The sequence below is a fragment of the Pseudomonas sp. AF32 genome, assembly GCF_022342325.2.
Taxonomy (GTDB): domain Bacteria; phylum Pseudomonadota; class Gammaproteobacteria; order Pseudomonadales; family Pseudomonadaceae; genus Aquipseudomonas; species Aquipseudomonas uvaldensis.
In genome coordinates this window covers 1-19,879 of sequence record NZ_RQJK02000040.1, presented here as the reverse complement: position 1 = coordinate 19,879, position 19,879 = coordinate 1, and the positions used below count along the sequence as shown (strand labels likewise).

The following is a 19,879-nucleotide window of genomic DNA, read 5'->3' as shown; positions in this document are numbered from 1 at the left end:
AACCGCCGCATCGTGACGCGCTTTGACAAACTCGCGAAAAGTTATGCGGCGATGGTCTCACTGGCTTGTGCCATGCGGTGTTTGCGACATTACTTTTCGTACAGAGCCTAGCGCGCACAGGATTCAATTCAATGCAGCGACTACAAGCAAGCAAATATGAATCCGACTCCACCACACTGGATTTGTAACGACTTTCCCACAATGTTCCTGAACGCCCTTCCAATCGATTTCGATAGCGCGTTGCACGGGCAGCCAGTGCTTTCATCAATTGCCCCAGTCCAGTGGTTGACTCCCCCAGGAGCTAGCAACAAATGGACATGATTCGTCATCAGGCAATAGGCGTAGACCTTATTCAGGACAGGACAGGATTGAAAAATAAATCTGCCCCTTTTCCTTTGAAATTTTGTGTTCAGGCATAACATGAGTAAGAGGCGCATGTATGCCAACAAAAATAAAAAAACGCTTCGAGAATCACCAAAGGTGCCAATCTATATTTTTTAAAACACTCAAAAAACATTATTGTAATCGTACATATACTCCTCATACTCTTCAAGACTCCAAATATGACCATCCAAGCGATCTACCATAAGCGTACCACCCGCTTTTTTTTCTTTAGAGCCTACAGAGATCAATCCAAAAGACCAGAATAATGGCGGGCAATGCGCTTGATCCCTCATACTTAAAACCCCATCCGGCCCGATATATCTCTTTGCTATTTCAAACGCAGCGTCAAGCGAAACACTACAATTTCGATACTCGACAGGAACACTAAAGCACAATATTTTTTCTTTCCGAAAAGCAGATACCAATGCCACGAGCTTCACTCTACTAATGCTTACAAGTAGATACCCAGCCAACATCGAATTTCCTTCTTCGGAAAAATTTTTATCAAACAAGCGCAGCACCTTAAGCCGTGATGCTTCAACTGGGGTACATAAATACAAATCACATTTTTTTTGCATAAACTCTAATCTCTATGGATGGACAATGACGCCACCGTTAAGAATTCCTTCTAATGAGCTAGCGGGGACAGAATATGTGGAGCCCACCCCCAGCGGCCAAGGATCCCGAATCCCGGCCAGTCCATTCTCGACTGAGTCGACTACGATCGCATGAAGGCCACCTAACTCAGTTTTGACATTAACGATCACGGAAGCACCATTTTCGGTGGCATTTTTAATTGATTGCACCGTTATATCTCTGGAGTACATAGCAGTCCCGGTAAATCCAAGATCCTTCAAACCTTCGGAACGTTAGAAAGAAGTGCACCATCTAACTCCGTCAAAATTGCCTGCCTAATGTAAGCCTCAGGTGTATCCATCAGATTAGCGGCCATCTTACAACTCGCGGCAACGCATGAAAAATCAAATGCCTGGCCGATGGTCGGTCCTTTTGGGGTGTAGGGAGTGCGGTTCACATTGGTGAACAAACCCTCTCCATTACCAGCCAAACCGCCAGTAGGCTTCGGCGGCTCGATCACCGGCACATCCGAATCCGGCGTCAGATCCTCCAGCTTGCTGATCTTAGTCTTGATGACGTCGATATCAACCGACGCCCCAACCCTTTTGACGGTATTGACCGAAACGTCAATCCCCATCCGCGACAGCGCCAACGCGCTCTCGGCGGAACCACTCCCCCCGCCAACCATCAACTGCACGACAAGCGCTACAGCCTGCCCCATCTGCTTGCCGAGATTCTCTGCGTTTGCATCGCCCCCTTCGACGATCGCTGTTCCAATCTGGTCGATCTGGGACTTGAACGCAGCCGCGACGGAATCACCCAGCAGTGCCCTGGCCTCTTCGGAGGATGCAAACTCCTTGACAGCTTCCCAGCTCTGCATAGGGTCGGTCATGAATGTGACCGCACTATCCAAGGCGCCTAAACCCGCACCGGCCATTCCATCAGTGAATCCTTTAAGAATCCCCGAGCCCGTTAGCAAATCCTGCTTCAGGGAAGTGATCTGCCACTTTGTAGCGATCGCCAATTTTTTGAGTGGATTAGGTTCGGCATCGATTTCTTTCTTCGCCTGCACGTACTGCTGGGTCGCCAACCAATTGTTATCGACGTTCGCCGTCGCCGCATTATTCGCAGTAGCCGCACCGTTCGGGTTGCTCATGACCGCAATGCCAGTCACGAGGCTGGTAATCAGGTTACGTTTGGCTTCTCGCTCCACTGCGGTTTCGTTTGGATCGGCGTCATCGAACAATCCAGCCAGCAGGCTGGCGGCAGGAGAAAAGGGGACAGATTTATTTTCCAGACCCAGCCCTCGGCCGCCCCTGCCCTCGCTGCTCTACCCGCACACCCGCAATCCGCTCGACCTCATCTACGAAACAGCTTGTACCCGTTAGTTGACCTCGCTGCAAAGCATCGCGGATTAATCGAAGCTGATCAGTCGGAATGGCCTGGCGCACAAACTCTTCATACCGAAGCCGCCGCTCCATCGAGGTATCCCCCAAGGCCATAAAGCATGGATCAGCATCTAACCAGCCCTCACCAGACTCATTATCTACCCGGCTTCGATAGCTCGACCATGCATAGTCTGCAACATCGGCGACCATGCGAGCCCGTACAGGATTCAATTCAATGTAACGACTACAAGCAAGCAAATATGAATCCGACTGTACCACGCTGGATTTGTAACGGCTTTCCCACAAGGTGCCTGAACGCCCTTCCAATCGATTTCGATAGCGCGTCGCACGAGCAGCCAGTGCTTTCATTAACTGCCCCAGCCCAACAGTCGACTCGCCTGGAGCTAGCAGCAAATGGACATGATTCGTCATCAGGCAATAGGCGTAGACCTTTACCCCGAACGCCTCCTTTAGCTCGCGCAGATCAGAGAGATAGCGCTGATAATCCTCTGCCGCTGCAAACACCACCTGCCGGTTATGGCCGCGTTGTACTACGTGATGTGGGTAATTCGGTAAAACAATACGTCCCATCCTGGGCATATTGGGTTCCTCCATCCTTGGAAGCTTTCAGCGTAGCAGAGGGTTGAAAAATAAATCTGTCCCCTTTTACTTCGGACGGAAGAGTTGTTGCCCTGACACGGTAAACAGGGCCTGTGTTTCTCCCAAATCGTTTACAAAGGTCTTTCCGGTATCAGATAGAAACGCTAATGCGGCACTGTCGTCGCCGTCGCTCAACAGTGAGCGCCATAAATAATCGGTGCTCTTCAAAGCCTGTTGACTGAGACGCTCCATCGCGGCCTGCTCAGTTATTCCCTCTTTTTGCGCGAAAACCTTGGCATTTTCCTTGAGCCACTGCTGCTCTTCGTAATGCAGTTGACGGTTGTATTGCGTTCCGTTCTGCGCAGCCCATGAGCCGGTTTGCAAGTCTGCCGCATCGCCACCGCCTGCTGCAGCCGCAAGTACCCCGATCAGTTGGGAAAAAGGGGACTGGGAAAAAGGGGACAGATTTATTTTCCCGACTCAGCCCTCGGCCGCCCCTGCCCTCTCGGCTCTACCCGCACGCCAACAATCCGCTCCACCTCATCTACGAAACGGCTTGTTCCCGTCAGTTGACCTCGCTGCAAGGCATCGCGGATCAATCGAAGCTGATCAGGCGGAATAGCTTGGCGCACATATTCCTCATACCGAAGCCGCCGCTCCAGCGAGGTATCACCCAAGGCCAAGAAGCATGGATCAGCATCTAACCAACAGATATCAGGCTCATCACGTACCCGATTTCGATAACTCGACCATGAATAGTCTGCGACATCGGCGACCATGCGAGCGCGTACAGGATTCAATTCAATGTAACGACTACAAGCGAGCAAATATGAATCCGACTGCACCACACTGGACTTGTAACGGCTTTCCCACAAAGTGCCTGAACGTCCTTCCAATCGATTTCGATAGCGTGTCGCACGGGCAGCCAGTGCTTTCATTAACTGCCCCAGCCCAACGGTCGATTCACCCGGAGCCAGCAACAAATGGACATGATTCGTCATCAGGCAAAAGGCATAGACCTTCACACCGAATGCGTCTTTTAGCTCCCGCAGGTCAGAGAGATAGCGCTGATAATCCTCTGCCGCTGCAAACACTACCTGTCGGTTATGGCCGCGCTGTACTATGTGATGCGGGTAGTTCGGTAAAACAATACGCCCCATTCTTGGCATATTTGCTTCCTGTATCCTTGGAAGCTTTCAGCGTAGCAGATAAATGAAAAATAAATCTGTCCCCTTTTTTTGTCCCCTTTTTTACTCTTCCCCAGCAAAATTCGACACCACCATTACCTCTCCACAGTATATATTGAATATATTTATGGCGCCTGGGTCTAGAGTACTGGCGTATCGGCCACCATCGGAGGCTCAACAAGCGCTGAGAGACAGAGTAAATGTTAACTCCGAGCGTTATGCGACAGATGCAGGGGCCGGGATAGAGTTGTGAAAATTCATCAGGGCTTACCTCCCAATGCATAAAAACTATTTCCTTATTGCAATCCAGACAAGATCACAACTTGAATTTACACCAAACCGAACTTTACCGGACTCATATACGAACTCAACAATATCGTCAGGCGAAAATAATATACAAAGGCAGTAATCATTCTCCATTACAGCCACATACCCAAGCTCGTCCCTATACCGATCAACTGGCCAATCATCAACATTCAATATAGGAAGCCCATCAATAGAACTCCCTTCTAAGTATTTCTCCCCATTGAAAAGCGGCTCCGACCCATCGAAAACAATAAGCCCCAGCTTCGCAATTGCACCACTTCTTCGATTAATTCCAATTTCAACTAGTGAGTTTAAAAAATCTCCTGTCCTCCAATAAAATGGAGCTGCTGGGATTCTTTCGCTATCGAACTCCACATTAAGCGGCACATACTCACCAAACTCAACCATTGCCAAGGAAGGCTCTTTGACACCTACAATTTTTAACATTCTTACCTCGACTTGAAAACAGCATGATACAAAGCTGGAAACTGATCAGAAGTTTTAGCCGGAGCGAATACCAGCTCCCATCCGTCGACATTTATAACTTCACGATATTTCAACCCAGCATTGACAGCTGTTTCTACGGCAGCCTTAAGGCTACTAAGCTGCACCTGGCTTGCCAACTTAACGGCCTCAGGCGCGTAACTCTCCGCTTTGTAAGCCGCATACTCAGCAATATGTTTTGTGGCATTTCCATCAACCCATATTTTTTCGCCACCTTCAAGACTCAATTCAAACGTTTTAGGAATTACTGAGCCAGGATACACCGGCCCCGCAGGCTTAATCGAATCCCAAACCGTGCCGGTTTGGCCCGATACTATGGGAGCGTCGGGTGCGTTCGGCAATGTACCATCAGTCTTCGGCGGCGTAACCGGCGTCGGCGGATCAAGATCCGGCACATCCGAATCCGGCCTCAGCTCCTCCAGCTTACTGATCCGAGTCTTGAGGACATCGATATCAACCGAAGCCTCAAGTTTTTTGACGGTATTGACCGAAACGTCAATCCCCATCCGCGACAGCGCCAACGCGCTCTCAGCGGAGCCACTTCCCCCGCCAACCATCAACTGCACGACAAGTGCTACAGCCTGCCCCATCTGCTTGCCGAGATTCTCTGCGTTTGCATCGCCCCCCTCGACGACCGCCGTGCCAATCTGGTCAATCTGGGACTTGAACGCAGCCGCGACGGAATCACCCAGCAGAGCCCTGGCCTCTTCGGAGGATGCAAACTCTACGACCGCGTCCCAACTCGCCATAGGGTCGGACATAAACGAAACGGCACTGTCCAAGGCTCCCAGACCCGCTCCAGCCATCCCGTCCGTGAAACCTTTGAGAACGCCCGACCCCGTCAGCAAGTCCTGGCGTAGAGACGTGATCTGCCACTTTCCGGCGATCGCCAGTTTTTTAACCAGATTAGGTTCGGCATCAATTTCCTTTTTCGCCTGCACATACTGTTGGGTCGCCAACCAGTTGTTATCGACGTTTGCCGTCGCCGCGTTATTGGCAGTAGCCGCACCGTTCGGGTTGCTCATGGCCGCGATGCCGGTCACGAGGCTGGTGATGAGGTTTCGTTTGGCCTCTCGCTCCACTGCGGTTTCATTTGGATTGGCGTCGTCGAACAGTCCGGCCAGCAAGCTCGCCGCAGAGCCACCCAAGGCGCCGGCCGAGCAACTCTGATTGCTGGCGGCAGCGCCTGCACAACCGAGAATGGCATGCAATGCCGCATGTTCTGGGCCACCTTCCTTCAATCCCTTTTTCACCAGCTCGCCGATATAGGCCGAGCCTTGCTGCTGGACGTAGTTGACCACCATGCTTTGCGCGAACTGGGCGCTGCTGCCAGTCACGTTGCCACTAATACCAGCGACCAGGGCTGTAGCAATTTGCCGATAGGTACCCCCTGCGCCCCAATCCTCATCGATCTCCTTAATCTGCTGATTGAGCTTCAGGTAATTCTCGTGGTGGGCTGTCCGGTCCTCGATAGACAAGCTCTGATCCTGAGCGGCAACTTTTTCCTTGTTGGCCAGCTTTTTCTTCTCATCAATTTCCCGCGCACGACTCTCGATGTACTCAGAGGCGTTTTGAACAAACTTGCCGACGATTTCGAAATCCACGCCGATTTCTTGCGCGTCGAAAATCGGCTTGAGTTTGTTGCTGCCGTCACGGTCGCTGGAAACATCGCGATTGATCGCGGCAACCGTTTGCTCGGCTGTGTGGCCGGTTAGCTCCTGCTGCTTGGCAGCATTAGTGATGGTGACGGCCGCACCGCTGATACCGCTACGGGTGGTGCTGCTGGAGTCGTCACCGGCGTACAGCACAACTGGGGTCGAAACACTGACCCCATCCTTACCTGGCACGTTAGGACCATTTGCATTGGACGTGGCGCTGGTGTTGCCATCAGCATCACGGCCTATGGCACCGCCATAACCACCGCTGAGGTTAATGCTAGTGGCGTCATACTCAGCCTTGTTCTTGATATCGGAACTGGTCAGTGTCCCGGTATCCAACGTATTTTTTCCATCAGCAACCGCCTTGTCGGTGCTGGCGATGACGGCGCCCTTGAGGTCGGTATTGCCGGTAACCTCGACCTGGAATCCACCATCACCGGCCTTGATTCCCGATTGCTCGCTGACGCTGGCGTATTCGCTGTGCATATTCTGCGAAAAGACACCGCCGCTAACCGTGCTCATGCCGGCGCAGATCGGTGGAACGCAGATGTTGACACCGACGTTTGCGGCCATCTGTTTGGAGGTGAAGGTACTGGTGTCTTGCAGGCTCTCAATATTCAGATCGCCACCCACCTTGACCTTGACCTGGTCAGCGGAGACCACTGCTCCTTTGATGTTGGTGTCGTCGCCACTCTCCAGCTTGACGCTTTTGCCACCCTTGATGTACGTGTTGGTCTGGGTGACATCATCGCCATCAGACATACCGCGTCCCACGTTGGCCGCCAGCTCAAACGAGATACCATTTTGAGCGCCGCCAAAACCGATGCCGATCCCTGCACTCCAACCGGAATTACCGTTAGTGCTTTCCTGATGGGCAGTGTTTTGCGCCGACAACAGGTTGATGTCCCCGTCAGCCTTGAGGCTTACATCGCCGCCGCCCTCGATCCTGCTTCCGATTACGTTAATGTCGCTGTCTGCACCATCCCCTGTGGCAACGACCTTGACGTTGCCACCAGCCACCACATCGCTGCCAACCACATTGCGACCACTTTGGCTGCTTTCACTGTGACTGCGGCTATCGCTGAGATTAACGCTGATCCTGATTCCGGTATTCGGAGCATCCATCAATGCCTGACCGGCCTCCAACGCTTGCTTGGCATTCATTGCCGCATTCACAGCAGCCAGTGCGACCATCCGCTCATCACTGGTTTTCTGTACCGCCTCTCCCATCTGCTGGATGCCCTTCAATGCGTTCAGCAAAGGTATGCTTACCGACCCACCAACTGCGGTACGACTGGTACTGGCGGTTCTGGTCGAGTTGAGGCTGTCAAAACCGGCCTCTATATCGACGTGTTTAGCGGTAATACCCACATCACCTTCAGGGGTCACTAGCTGACTGGCAGTTTGGGTGTAACGATCACCGGCTATGAGGTTGATATCGCCGCCCAGTGAAGCGATCTGACTACCCGACTGGCGAGTGGAAGTGTATTGAGCGGCTTCTTTCTGTTTGAGAATGCCTGTCGCCCCCTGCCACCAGGAACCGATTTCACCGACCTTTTTACTGCCGGACTTGGAGCTTGAAGTTTCGGTGTTTTCAGCGCTGCTGATCTCCAAGTTGCGACCCGCATCGATGCCGATGTTCTTGTCGGCAACCAACGTACTGCCCTCGACAACCGTATCGCGGCTACTCTTTATTTGAATGCTGCCGCCGCTGATATCACTTCCGACGCTTTGGGTTGAAGTCGTTTGTGCTTGTTGCGTCTTCTGAGTGGCTGTCAGCAAACCCGAGAAGTTAACGCCGGTTTTGCTTGAGCTTTTCGATTGACTGGTTGTTTGAGTTTCCTCACCTGCACCAATCAGTACGTCATTACCGGCGGTGAGCTTCACGGTTTCTTCGGCACGCAGCGCAGCGGCCGTCAGCGAAATGTCATTATCTGCTTTCAGTTCAATGTTCTTCGCGACCAGCTCAGTACTGTTCAAGCGAGTTTGCGTAACTTCCGAGGCACTCGATTTACTGGAGGTCCATCCCTTCTTGGAGGACGCGCTTGCCTGGCTCGCATAGTTTTCGGCGGCATCAAGATTAATGTCTCGGCCAGCGGTGGCGAGCAATGCTCCATCGCTGTTCAGCTTGGCGCCAGTGGCGTTGAAATCCTGGCCGGCAGAAATCGCCAGCTTGTTCCCTGCCTCGACACTTGAACTTACTGACACGACGCTTTCGGTTTCAGTCATCGTCGACTTTTTCTTGCCGAACGATCCCTTCTTAGTTTTCGAGTAATAGGAGTGGTCGACGTTGTCTGCTGTCTCCAGATTTACGTTATCGCCTGCATACAGATAAGCCTCATCCCCAGCACTCACCCGACTCGCAATCAGCTCCAAGTCCTTTCCGGCGTTCAGGGTCACATTCCCACCCGCCGTCAGCACGGTACTCACCTGAGTGACATGGTCCTCCTGGCTGGTCACTCTTTTGCTGCGGCTATAGACGTGCTGTTCATCCGCCGCTGAAGCCAGTGTCAGGTCGCCTGCGGCACTCATGCTGACGTCACGTTTGGCGTCGATTTGGCTGGCAACTGCGCTAAGGTCTCGCCCCGCACTTACCGTAAGGTCCCGCCCTACATCGAGCGTGGAACCATGCTGGGTAATGCTGGAACTTTGCTTCCCGAGACTTGAGCTATTGCGCTGCTCCACCGTGGCGATACTGACATCGCGGCCCGCGCCGATGGTCGTATCTCGCCCACTGTCCAGCACACCGCCGGTACTCACGAAGTCACGGCCAGCTTTGACCCTCAGATCATTTGCGGCCTCGATACGTGCGGCGCTGTCGACGTATTCCAAGTGCAAATGCTTGTTGTCACCGGTAGCGGTGATCGAGCGCTCATTGATCACGTCACCCGAGGTTGTGGTCAGACTCACATCCCGCCCCGCAATGATCCCCCCAGCCTTGTTAACAATGTTATTTCCCGCCGACAGATCCAAGCGCTGCCCCGCCTCGATCAGTCCACTGTTAACGATGTCGTTACCAGCCGAAGCATTAAGGTTATTGCTTGCCCGCAAAGTGCCGGAGTTCTTGAGATCCTGACCGGCAATCAGCTTGACGTCCGCCCCCTGAATCAACGCCCCGTTCGGCGCCAGACGATTGTTCACCTGGGCCATGTACAGCACCGGCACCAGCACCTTCTCGCCGTTTACCTCATGCTCTTCCAGCCAGACGATGTCATGGGTCAGCGCGGCGACTTGTTCGGAAGTCAGCGTCACGCCTACCGACAAACCAAGTTCCTGTTTGCTGGCGATGGCGTTGTCCATCAGGTACTTGAACATCCCCTCGTCGCTGGTCTGGCCGTCGATGAAACGTTGGCCGGTGCGGGCGACTACTGCTTGCTGAATCAAGCGCTGTTCGTACAGGCCGTCACCCAGGCGTTTGGCGCTCTGGTCAGGGTCGTAGTTGAGTTCGCCCAGCAGGTAGTCCGAGCTCATGAACGACTTGAGCTCAGTGAGCGAGGGGTTGGTTTCGATCAGGTATTTCTGTGGGTTGGTTTTGAACGAGGTATCCGGCACACCTTGGACCCGCGCGACCGTTTGAATGGACGCAGGTGTGGCAACTACGTTGCCCACCATGGGGACGACCGGTGCCGTTGGGATCAGGCTGGTGCCGGTGATTGCACCCACCTGGGCCACATCGCCCAAATTGCTGTTGCGACTCGGCATTGGCAGGGAATGGCCGCCGTTTTCAACAGGCGCGCTTGCATCGGGCACGCGGCTGTTCACGTTGCTGTCGGTGGTTTGGCGAGTGACTTGAGTGAATTGCCGGTCAGCCGTGACCAGTTGCGAGGCCTCACCTACCTGCACGCTACGAGCCTGGGCGTCCGGCAGGTCCTGTTGGCGCTGAGCGGTGCTGATGGAATTGCTGGTCATGCTCCAGCTTTGTGGCGCGTTGTCGGCCTGGGTCGCCTGTTGGGCCGAGCCACCCTGGCCGCTCAAGCGAAACAGGCCATTCTGCCCGGTAGGCAAGCTGAAGCCCGGCAGGGTCAGCGGGTTGAGCTGTTGTTGCGCGAGGTTGGGCGGGAGTTGTCCATTGATCTGTATGACCGCCGGTGTCACCTGGCCGCCGAGTTGGGTCGACCCAACTTTGGAGGCACCGCTATTTAGAGTGACGCCTTCACGGACGACACTGTTGGTGAGGTTCTGAGTTGCGTTGATGTGCACCGCACCGCCGGCCTGTACGACGGCACTGGCGAAGTTAGAGGGGCCATCGTAGGTGATGGTGTTTTCGAAGAAGGCGCCGTTCTTGACGAAAGCGGGAGCGTCGGTGCGCACGCCGTCGCTGTAATGTGCAGGGGTAAAGCTGTAATGCCCACCGTCAAATTCTGCCCATATCCCGCCGAAGTTGAAGAAACGCATCGCTTCGCGCCCACCGAGGCGTCCCCCGACACGGGAGATGGACTCGACGCCCTGGCTGTTCCATACATGCAAATTTGGACTGATAAAATCGCCATCCCGATACCCGGCAGCTCCCGAATCATAGGAAGGGTCATTGGCGGCGTTGTAATCCATGATCTGCCGCCACCGAGACAAGTCCTCGGGAGCCGAGAGCGAGCGCCGTACGGTGTAATCACCCACCGCCGCGCCCTGGTTGGTGAAATTCTGCAGAGTCAGCGTCAGGTCGTTACCTGCGCTGATGGTCGAGGCTTTGTTGAGCAGCTCTCGACCGTTGCCCGTAAAGTTTCGACCTGCGGTCATACTGGCGGACGCTGAGTCCTGGACGATTTGTGAGTGGTAGTTCTCTACCCAAACCAGGTATCCGGGAAAGTGCGGTTGAAAGCCATCGAACGAAGAACACGAGTAACATTGAACCCCAATAGCACCCGATACGAACCCACCCGTAGCCTCAAACACATCCTTACGGTTCTCGATATGATCCGCCGCCAGGGTCAAGTCGCCGCCGCTTTCAATCGATGCCGAGATATTGGCAATCGAAGCGCTCCAGGCGTTGCTGTCATCGCGACTGATGCTGATGTTGCCCGTGCCATAGACGTCGGCAAAACGGTTGGTGAAGTTGTTGACGCGCAACGCCATGTCCGCGCCGCTGAAGATCAAGCCGTTCTGGTTGAGCAGGTTGGACGCACCCAAGCGCAGATTGCCTCCGCTGCCCAGCGTCCCGAAATTGTTGATTGAGCCGGCATTGACGGTCATGGCAGAGGCGGCGGTCATGCGGCCGTAGCTGTTGAGTTGCCCACCAATATGGAGTGTGGCGTCTCGCCCGCTGGCGATGCTGCCCGCGCTGCCCAGGTTCAACGAGGCGGCCGTCAGGGCCAGGTTGCCCAGGCTGCTGTAGCGCCCATTGCCCCCATAACTTCCCCCCAACACCAGACTGATCGACCCATCACTGGCAATCAGCCCATCGTTACTCCAACTCCCCCCACTCCCCACCAAACTGGTAGAAGCCAGCAACTGCCCCGTCCCGGTCTGAGTCAGGTTATTCACGTTGATAGTCAGGCGTCCGGCCTGGATCACGCTGCTGTTGGTCCAGCTGTCGGCCGTCAGCGTCAAGCCGCCACGGGTGACGAGGCTGCCGCCGGCGTTGGTGAGGTTGGCAGTGGAGATGTCAAAGTCGCCGCTGCCGACATGCAGCAGCCTGCCGCCCAGGTTCTGGAAATTGGTGGCGTTGAGGATCAGGCCGTTGTTGGCGGTTTCCAGCGTGCCGTTGCGGTTGTCGAACAGGCCGCCAATCTGGAAGTTGGTGGTGCCGCTGCTGCCCAGCGCCCGCAACTGTCCAGTCTGGTTATCCAGGCTCGCGGCCTTGATCGCCAGGGTGCTGTCGCTTTCGATGATGCCTAGGCGATTGTTCAACGCGCCGGTGAGGTTGAGGTCGATCTGACTGCCGGCGATCTGGCCGTCGTTGTCGCCGCTGTTGTCGAAGTCGTTGGCCGTGACGTTGATCTTGCCTTTGGCATAGAGGCCGCCGTTACGGTTGTCGAAGTTGCGGGTGTTGACGGTGGCATCGCCGTTTTGTGCGGAGATGCGCCCGCCATAGTTGTCGAGGCCGCCGAGGGCGATCAGGTTCAGGCGCTGAGCCTGGGTGATGCCGCCCTGGCGGTTGTTGTTCAGGTCGTAGCCGTTTTTCAGCACGCCGGTCAGTTGGGTAGTGAGCATCCCTTGCAGGCTGGCGAGTACACCGCCTCGGTTATCCAGGTTGCGCCCGATGACCGTCACGTCTCCGGCCTTGGCTTGGAGGCGGCCGCTCTGGTTGTCGATGTCTTGATTGACGGTCAGCTGCAGCGCGCCTTGGCTTTGCACGGTGCCTTTGCCATTGGTGAGGCTGGCCGCATCGATCTGCACGCCGCTGTTCTGGCTGTAAATCAGACCATCGGCATCGTTCTGTACCGCGCCGTTGGTGTCCACGACGAGTTGACCATTGGCCGCGACGGTGCCGCGATTGCGGTTGTCCAGGCCACCGGTGAGCAAGGTCAACAGGCCTTGGCTGGCGAGCTGGCCGCCCTGGTTGTTGATCTGCGTGGTGCGCTCGACCCGCAATGGGCCGATGCTGGCGATCTTGCCGTTGGTGTTGGTCAAGGCACCGAGCAGGTCCAGGGTGACGGCGGCGTTGCCGATCAGGTTGCCGCCGCTGTTGTCCAGGCTGGTGCCGGTGAAGTTCAGGGCTTGTTGCGCATTGATGGTGCCGTTGGCGTTGCCCAAGGTCATGGCGTTCATGACCAGGGTGGCGCCGCTGTCGATCAGGCCGCCTTGGGCGTTGTTCAGCGAGCCGCCGGTGACGGTCAGGGTCTGGTCGCTGCCACTGGAGAGGATGCCGCCACGGTTATCCAGACTGGCCGCGTTGACGGTGAGTGTTTTCTGGGTGACCAGCGCGCCGGCGCCACTGTTGAGCAGCGCACCGCTGAGCGTAACGCCGAGGTTTCCGTCACGGCTGGAGAGCGTGCCGTTGTTGCGGTTGTCGAGGCTGGCGCCCTTAACGTCCAGTCCCTGCCAGCCTGAGATCAGGCCGTTCTGGTTGACCAGGGTGGTACCGGTCACGCCGAGGTTCTGGCTACTGATCAGCCTGCCGCCGCTGTTATCAATCGTCTGGCCGCTGAGGCTGAACCCCTGGCTGCTGGAGATTTCGCCGCCCTGGTTATCCAGATTGCGCAGGCCGTTGATGGTCAGCAAACCTTTGGCAGTGATCAGGCCGTTGCGATTGTTCAAGTCATGCCCGCCGAGGTTCAGCGTCACGGCTTGTTCGCCCAGCAGACGCCCACCGTTTTGACTGAGGGCCGCCAGGGTCAGGTTCAGGTCGCCCTTGGCCGACACTTCGCCGCCGTCGCTGGAGTCCAGCGAATCGGCTTCGAGAGTCAGGCTGGATTGGGCATTGATCAGGCCGTTGGCGCTGTTGTTCAGGGCCATGGCGTTGAGGACCAATGCACCGCCCGCCAGCACGCTGCCGCCCTGGTTGTTCAGGTTGCCGCTGTTGAGTGTCAGCAACCGCGCGGCGCTGATGAGACCTTGGGCCTGGTTATCCAGTTGCTGATCGATCGCCAGGACGAGGTTGCCGCGGCTGGTGAGGACACCTCCGTTGTTGTTCAGGCTTTGGGCGTGGGCATCGACGGTTGCCGCGCCGATCATGCCTTTGACGTTGTTCAGCGCCTGGGCGATGCGCAGGGTCAGGCCCTGGTTGCTGAGCAACCGGCCGCCATCGTTGTTGAAGTTTTGTGCCGCCAGGGTGAAGGCTTGGGCGCTGGAGATTTCACCGCCCTGGTTGTTCACACCTAGGAGGTTTTTCAGCAGCAGCGTGCCGGGGGCGTTGATCAGGCCGTTCTGGTTGTTGAGCTGGCCGTTGTTCAGGTCCAGGCTCAGCGAGCTGTTGCTGAACAGCTGGCCGCCCTGTTGATCCAGGCCGGACACCGAGGCCGTCAGCGCGCCTTGGCTGCCGATGCGGCCGCCGTCCTGGTTGGTGACCTGGGTCGCATTGATATTCAGGGTGCTGCCGCTGTTGAGGCGGCCGTTCTGGCTGTTGTTGAACGTACCAGTGGTGACGTTCACCGCGCCTTTACCGCTGATGCTGCCCTGCTGACGGTTGTCCAGCGCCGTGCTGGTGAGCAGCAACGCGCCGTCTGTCACCAGTTCGCCGCCCTGGTTGTCGAGGCGGCCCAGGCTTTTAACCGAGAGGTTGGCCGCGCTGGACAGGCTGCCGCCAGTGTTACTCAAGTTGGCGGCGCTGACGTCCAGGGTGCCTTCGCTACTGATTTGACCTTGGGTGTTGATCAGGTCGCCACTGAGGTCGATGCGCTGGTTCTGTTGGCTGACCAGATAGCCGCCGCTGTTGTCCAGCGAAGCGCCATCGAGATTCAACTGGGTCTTGGCACTGAGCAAGCCCTTGTTGCGGTTGATCAGTTTGTCCACGGTGAGCTTCAGCGCCTGCCCGGCGAATACCTGGCCGCTGTCGCTGTTGTCGAGGTTTTTGCTCACCAGCGTGACGCCGGTGTTGCCGCTCAGCTCACCGCCACGGTTGTCGAGATCATCAACGTTGAGATCCAGCGCTTTCGTTGCGCCGATCAAACCGGCCTGGCGGTTGTCGAGGCTCGACGCTTTCAACGTCAGGTCCGTGGTGCTGACCAACGTGCCTTGGCGGTTGTCCAGCGCGGTGACGGTGACGTCGAGCCCAGCTTTGCCGGCGATGCTGGCGGCGCGGTTGTCCAGGCGATCAGCGTTCACTGTCAGCGCGCCGTCGGCGATCAGCGAACCGTGCTGGTTGTCGAGCAACTCATCGACCTTCACATCGAGCTGACCGCGACTGCTGATCAGGCCGTCGCTGTTGTCCAGATTGGCGCTGTGGCTGTCCACAGAGGCGGCCGAGATGATGCCTTTGGCGTTGTTCAGGGCCTGCACTGTTCGAAGCATCAGGCCTTGGTTACTGAGCAGTTTGCCGCCGCTGTTATCGAGGTTCCTCGCCACCAGGGTGAACGCTTGCTGGCTGGAAATTTCACCGCCCTGGTTGTTGACGTCCCTGAGGTTGCTCAGCAGTAGCAGGCCCGGGGCGTTGATCAGGCCGCCCTGGTTGTTCAACTGGCCCTGGTTCATGTTCAGGCTCAAGCTGGTGTTGCTGAACAGTTCCCCTTGCTGTTGATCCAGACCGGTGACCGATGCGCTCAACGCCTGACTGCTGGCGATACGACCGGCGGCGTTATTCACTTGGGTGGCAGTGAGGTCGAGGGTGCTGCCCGAGGTCAGGCGCCCGCCCTGGCTGTTATTGAAAGCGCCAGTGCGGACCTCAGTGGCGGCGCTTCCCGAGATCAGGCCTTTCTGGCTATTGTCCAGGCTCGCGCTCTTGAGGGTCAGGCCAGCGTCGGTGCTGATGGAGCCGCCCTGGTTGATCAACCCGCCCAGGCTGACAATCGACAAAGCGCCAGCGCTGCCCAGGCTACCGGCGGTGTTATCGAGGCTGCCGGCGTTGACGGTCAATTCACCTTCGCTGCTGATCAGACCTTTGTTATTCAATAGTGCGTCGTCGAGTGTGATCACCAGACCGTTGAGGCTGCTGAGTGCGCCACCGCTGTTATCCAGCGTACTGGCGTTGAGTGTCAGGCTGCCTTGAGCGTGGATCAGGCCCTTGGTCTGATTGATCAATTGCGCGACCTTCATTTCAAGAGCGTTGCCGGCAATCAGTTTGCCGCCGTCGCTGTTGTCCAGGCGTTGAGCACCGACCTTGACGCCCAGTCCTGCAGACAATTCGCCGGCCCGGTTGTCAATCTGACCGACCTGCACATCCAGCGCTTTTGTGCTGCCGACCAAGCCACCGTTGCGGTTGTCCAGAACGCTGCCGGAAAGACTCAGGTTGCCTTGGGCCACCAGCGCACCGCCCTGCTGTTGCAGGGTATCGATCACTGCGGTGAGGTCGGTCTGGCTGGAGATGCGACCAAGGCCGTTCTGCACTTCGTCGGCCTTCAAGGTCAGCGGGCCGACGCTGCTCAGCAGACCGCCGCGGTTGTCCAGCCGTGTGCTTTCGACGTTGACGCCGGCCTTGCCGGTGATGATTCCGTTGTTACGGTTGTCCAGTTGCGCGATGGTCAGTTGCAGCGCCTTGTCGGCGCGGACGTTGCCGCCACGGTTGTCGAGGCTGCCGGTTCGCAGGTCCAATGCGCCCTTGGCAATCACTTCGCCCTGGCTCTGGTTGTCCAGCAGGCCGCTGATGCGTGCACTCAGACTGCCGTCGCTGATTACCTGCCCGCCGTTGCTGTTGTTCAGGCTAGCGGCCTGGATGTCCACAACCTTACCCGAACCGAGCACGCCCTCGCGGTTGTCCAGCACACCGCCAAGGCTGATGATCAAGGCGTCGTCGCCCAGTACCTGACCGTTGCGGTTATTCAGGGTCATCGCGTTGAGCCGGGTCAGGCCGGCGCTGGAGATTTCGCCTTCCAGGTTGGTCAGCGTTCCGTCAATGTTCACGGTCATATCGGCGCCGCTGCCCAAGGTGCCGCCGCTGTTGTCCAGGCTGATGGCGCTCAGGTTGAAGGCCTTGTCGCTGGAAATCTCGCCATCGCGGTTGTTCACAGCGGCGAGGTTGTTCAGCAGCAGCGCGCCGGGGGTACTGAGCAGCCCGCCCTGGTTGTTCAACAGCCCATGGTTGAGGTCCAGAGAAAGACTGGTGTTGCTGACCAGTTGACCGTTCTGTTGGTCCAGTCCGGTGACGTTGGCATTCAGAGCCTTGGCACTGGCGATGCGGCCAGAGGCGTTGTTCACCTGACCAGCCTTCAAGAGCAGCGTGTCGCCGCTGATCAGGCTACCGCCCAGGTTGCTCAGGGTCGCGGCGCTGTCGATGCTCAACGCGCCGACGCTGGTCAGTTGGCCCTCATCATTAGTGATCCCGGCGGCTTTGACGCTCGCGGTGGTGTCGCTTTTGAGGCTGCCTTGGGCATTGAGCAGTTGCCCGCGCAGGTCCAGGTTCATCCCTTGTCGGGCATAAAGCGAGCCCTGGCGGTTGTCCAGTTGGCCGGCCTTGACAGCCAGTGCGGCTCGGCTGGAGATCAACCCCTGGCTCTGGTTGGTCAGACGTTCCAGGGTCAGGTGCAGGTCGCCGTAGGCAATCAGTTTGCCGCTGTTGCTGTTGTCCAGCTCGGTGCCGGTCAACGTCAGGACGCCCTGGCTCGACAGCTCACCACCGCGGTTATCCAATTTGCCAACATTGAAGCCGGCGGCCTGAGTTGTGGTGATAATGCCGCTCTGACGGTTGTCAAGGCTCGCCGCGTTGAGCGTCAGCAGTCCCGCCGACGACAGTAATCCTGCCTGATTCAACAGTTGCGCCGAGATGCTGGCGGTGAGCGCGCCGTCACTGAGCAAACGGCCCGCCGTGTTATCCATCGACGCAGCGCTGAGCTGGACGCTCTTGCTTGAAGTAAGCCGGCCACTGCGGTTGTTCAACTGGCCGCTGGCGTTGATATCCAACCCCTGCCCCGCCGCGACCAGGCCCGCAACGTTGTCCAGCGAAGCAACGCGCAACGTAACGCCGCCCAAGCCGGTGAGTTCGCCATTGTTGTTATTCAACTGCCCGATATTGGCTGTCAGGTTGCCGTTGCTGCTGACCGTACCGTGGGTGTTGAGCAGGGTATTGGCGGTAATGTTCAGTGTATTGCTGCTGAGCACCCGCCCCTTGTTTTGGTTGTCCAGGGTCGCGGCGTTGACCGTGGTGGCTTGTCCGCCGCTCAGGGTTCCGCTCTGGTTGCTCAATGTCTGCGCAACGTTAACCGTCAGATTACGGCTGGCCACAACGCTCTTGCCATTGTTAACCAGGCTCTGCGCCGTCAGGTTCACATCGCCCGCCGCATTACGGGTGTTATCCGCATTGAGCCCGGCCTCGATGATGCCGTTGTTGCTCAACTGCCCGCCCGCACTCAGCGTGATGCTGTCCCGCGCCGCAAGACTCTGCTGGTTGCTCAGGCTGCCCTGAGTCCGGGCGTTCAGCGTGGTGCCGGCGTAGACCGGACCTTCGGCATCAAGGCTCGCCGCCTTGACACTGACCGCACCGCTGGCCGAGGTCTGCGCCATACTCAAATGCCCATTGGCATCGAGCTGAATATCCCCACCGCTGGCGATCATCTTGCCGTCCAGTTTCACGCCGACACCGGCCTCGGTGCCCACCAGCTTGATCGCCCCGGCGTACATGCCGCCCAGGGCCGAGGAGTCGATCGCCAGTTGCGGCTTGGCGCTGCCATCGTCGGCGCGGGCGGTGGCCTTGAGGGTGGCGGCATCGACGTCGTTGCGACCGGCGACGATGGTCAGGTTTTTCGCCTGGATCTCGGCGTTGATTTTGGCGCTGCGGGTGATGATTTCGAAGCGGTCGACGTTGTTCGCATTGAGCCCCGCGCCTTCGATGGCGACGCTGCCCTGGTCGATCTGATAACGAGTCACCTGGCCGTTTTCAACAATCGGTTTGCCGGTGGTCAGGGTTGCCTGCGGGGTGTTGATGAAGCCGCAGCCATTACAAGTGATGCCGTAAGGGTTGGCGACGATGACGTGGGCCGACTGTCCCGCCACTTCGGTATAGCCACGTAGTTGGCTGGGATTGCCGCCGTTGACTTCGTTGAGGATGGTCTTGGCGGCGGTGCCGTTGAGGTTCGGGTTGCCGAGAATGATTCCGCCCAGTTGCGTGGACTGGGTGCGGGAGGTGGCGTTGTTGAGGATCACGCCGTTGCTGCCGACGTTGTAATCGCTGAACTGGTTGTGGGACAGGCCGTTGCCATTGGGCCTGGCGATGTTGACGATGGGCACGCCATTGCCCGCCTGACCGAGCGAAGTGCCCGAACCGTTGACCGCAATGCCGTCCGCCTGGGCCCACATCGGTTGCCAGAACATGACGTTGGCCAATAGGAACGCCAGGCCGCGCTTGGGTATGCCGCAGAACAGATCGCGGTTTTGGTGGGCAGCAGAAGGTTGGCGGTCGTCCATGTTCAGGTCTCGTTGCAGCAAAAATTAGAGAAGTACATCGATGCGGAAGTAGATCGGCGCTTCGCGCTCGGTCAGGGCGTCCGGTCGTTCCAGGGAGTGGGCGAAGGTGACGCTGGCGTTGAGGTGTTCACCGCGGGCGAACAGTTCCAGCGAGTTGCTGGACATGCGCCCGTGCTGATTGCCGTTGTAGCGGGTGCCGGTGATCACACCCTGGTCGTAACCCAAGCTGGTGCCGTACTCGGCGAACACCGGGCGCAGCCACTCCAGGGTGACCGGGCGGCTCCAGCGCAGGTCGTTGCGCCAGTAACCGCCGCTGTCCCCGGACAGCGATTGGTCCTTGTAGCCACGA

8 protein-coding genes and 2 pseudogenes are annotated in these 19,879 nt (G+C 57.3%); 1 reads left to right on the top strand and 9 read right to left on the bottom strand.

Annotated features, from left to right (window positions below; translation table 11 throughout):
- Positions 1 to 111, top strand: a pseudogene (locus EGM97_RS25770) (IS5/IS1182 family transposase); the annotation flags it as partial.
- Here EGM97_RS25770 and EGM97_RS25765 read toward each other — a convergent pair.
- The 9 genes and pseudogenes from EGM97_RS25765 to EGM97_RS25725 form a co-directional block, all read right to left on the bottom strand.
- Positions 71 to 350 (bottom strand): annotated as a pseudogene (locus EGM97_RS25765) (transposase); the annotation flags it as partial. The pseudogenes EGM97_RS25770 and EGM97_RS25765 sit on opposite strands and share 41 nt — an antisense overlap.
- Positions 351 to 506: 156 nt before the next feature.
- Entirely contained in the window at positions 507 to 962 is a 456-nt protein-coding gene (locus EGM97_RS25760; protein WP_238963128.1) for a hypothetical protein, read from the bottom strand.
- Between the two features lie 275 nt (positions 963 to 1,237).
- The gene (locus EGM97_RS25755) at positions 1,238 to 2,206 is read right to left on the bottom strand and encodes a hypothetical protein (protein WP_238963127.1); all 969 of its coding nucleotides are present in this window, start codon (positions 2,204 to 2,206) and stop codon (positions 1,238 to 1,240) included.
- 40 nt (positions 2,207 to 2,246) lie between these two features.
- The gene (locus EGM97_RS25750) at positions 2,247 to 2,948 is read right to left on the bottom strand and encodes a transposase (protein ID WP_238963126.1); all 702 of its coding nucleotides are present in this window, start codon (positions 2,946 to 2,948) and stop codon (positions 2,247 to 2,249) included.
- A gap of 66 nt (positions 2,949 to 3,014) precedes the next feature.
- Positions 3,015 to 3,332 (bottom strand): hypothetical protein, encoded by a 318-nt coding sequence (locus EGM97_RS25745; RefSeq protein WP_238963125.1) that lies wholly within the window; start codon positions 3,330 to 3,332, stop codon positions 3,015 to 3,017.
- A gap of 83 nt (positions 3,333 to 3,415) precedes the next feature.
- Complete coding sequence (locus EGM97_RS25740; RefSeq protein ID WP_238963124.1) at positions 3,416 to 4,117, bottom strand: transposase; 702 nt, start codon at positions 4,115 to 4,117, stop codon at positions 3,416 to 3,418.
- 306 nt (positions 4,118 to 4,423) lie between these two features.
- Entirely contained in the window at positions 4,424 to 4,888 is a 465-nt protein-coding gene (locus EGM97_RS25735) for a hypothetical protein (protein WP_238963123.1), read from the bottom strand.
- A 2-nt stretch (positions 4,889 to 4,890) separates the two neighbouring features.
- Positions 4,891 to 19,530 carry a hemagglutinin repeat-containing protein gene (locus EGM97_RS25730; protein WP_477788887.1) on the bottom strand — a complete coding sequence of 4,880 codons (14,640 nt, stop codon included), beginning with the start codon at positions 19,528 to 19,530 and terminating at the stop codon, positions 4,891 to 4,893.
- 24 nt (positions 19,531 to 19,554) lie between these two features.
- A partial coding sequence (locus EGM97_RS25725) for a ShlB/FhaC/HecB family hemolysin secretion/activation protein (RefSeq protein WP_477788886.1) occupies positions 19,555 to 19,879 on the bottom strand: 325 nt, incomplete at its 5' end.

Bases quoted from the DNA above. Each gene is read 5' to 3' on its own strand.
- EGM97_RS25760 (WP_238963128.1), bottom strand. From the start codon at position 962: ATGCAAAAAAAATGTGATTTGTATTTATGTACCCCAGTTGAAGCATCA.
- EGM97_RS25750 (WP_238963126.1), bottom strand. From the start codon at position 2,948: ATGCCCAGGATGGGACGTATTGTTTTACCGAATTACCCACATCACGTA.
- EGM97_RS25740 (WP_238963124.1), bottom strand. From the start codon at position 4,117: ATGCCAAGAATGGGGCGTATTGTTTTACCGAACTACCCGCATCACATA.
- EGM97_RS25735 (WP_238963123.1), bottom strand. From the start codon at position 4,888: ATGTTAAAAATTGTAGGTGTCAAAGAGCCTTCCTTGGCAATGGTTGAG.
- EGM97_RS25730 (WP_477788887.1), bottom strand. From the start codon at position 19,530: ATGGACGACCGCCAACCTTCTGCTGCCCACCAAAACCGCGATCTGTTC.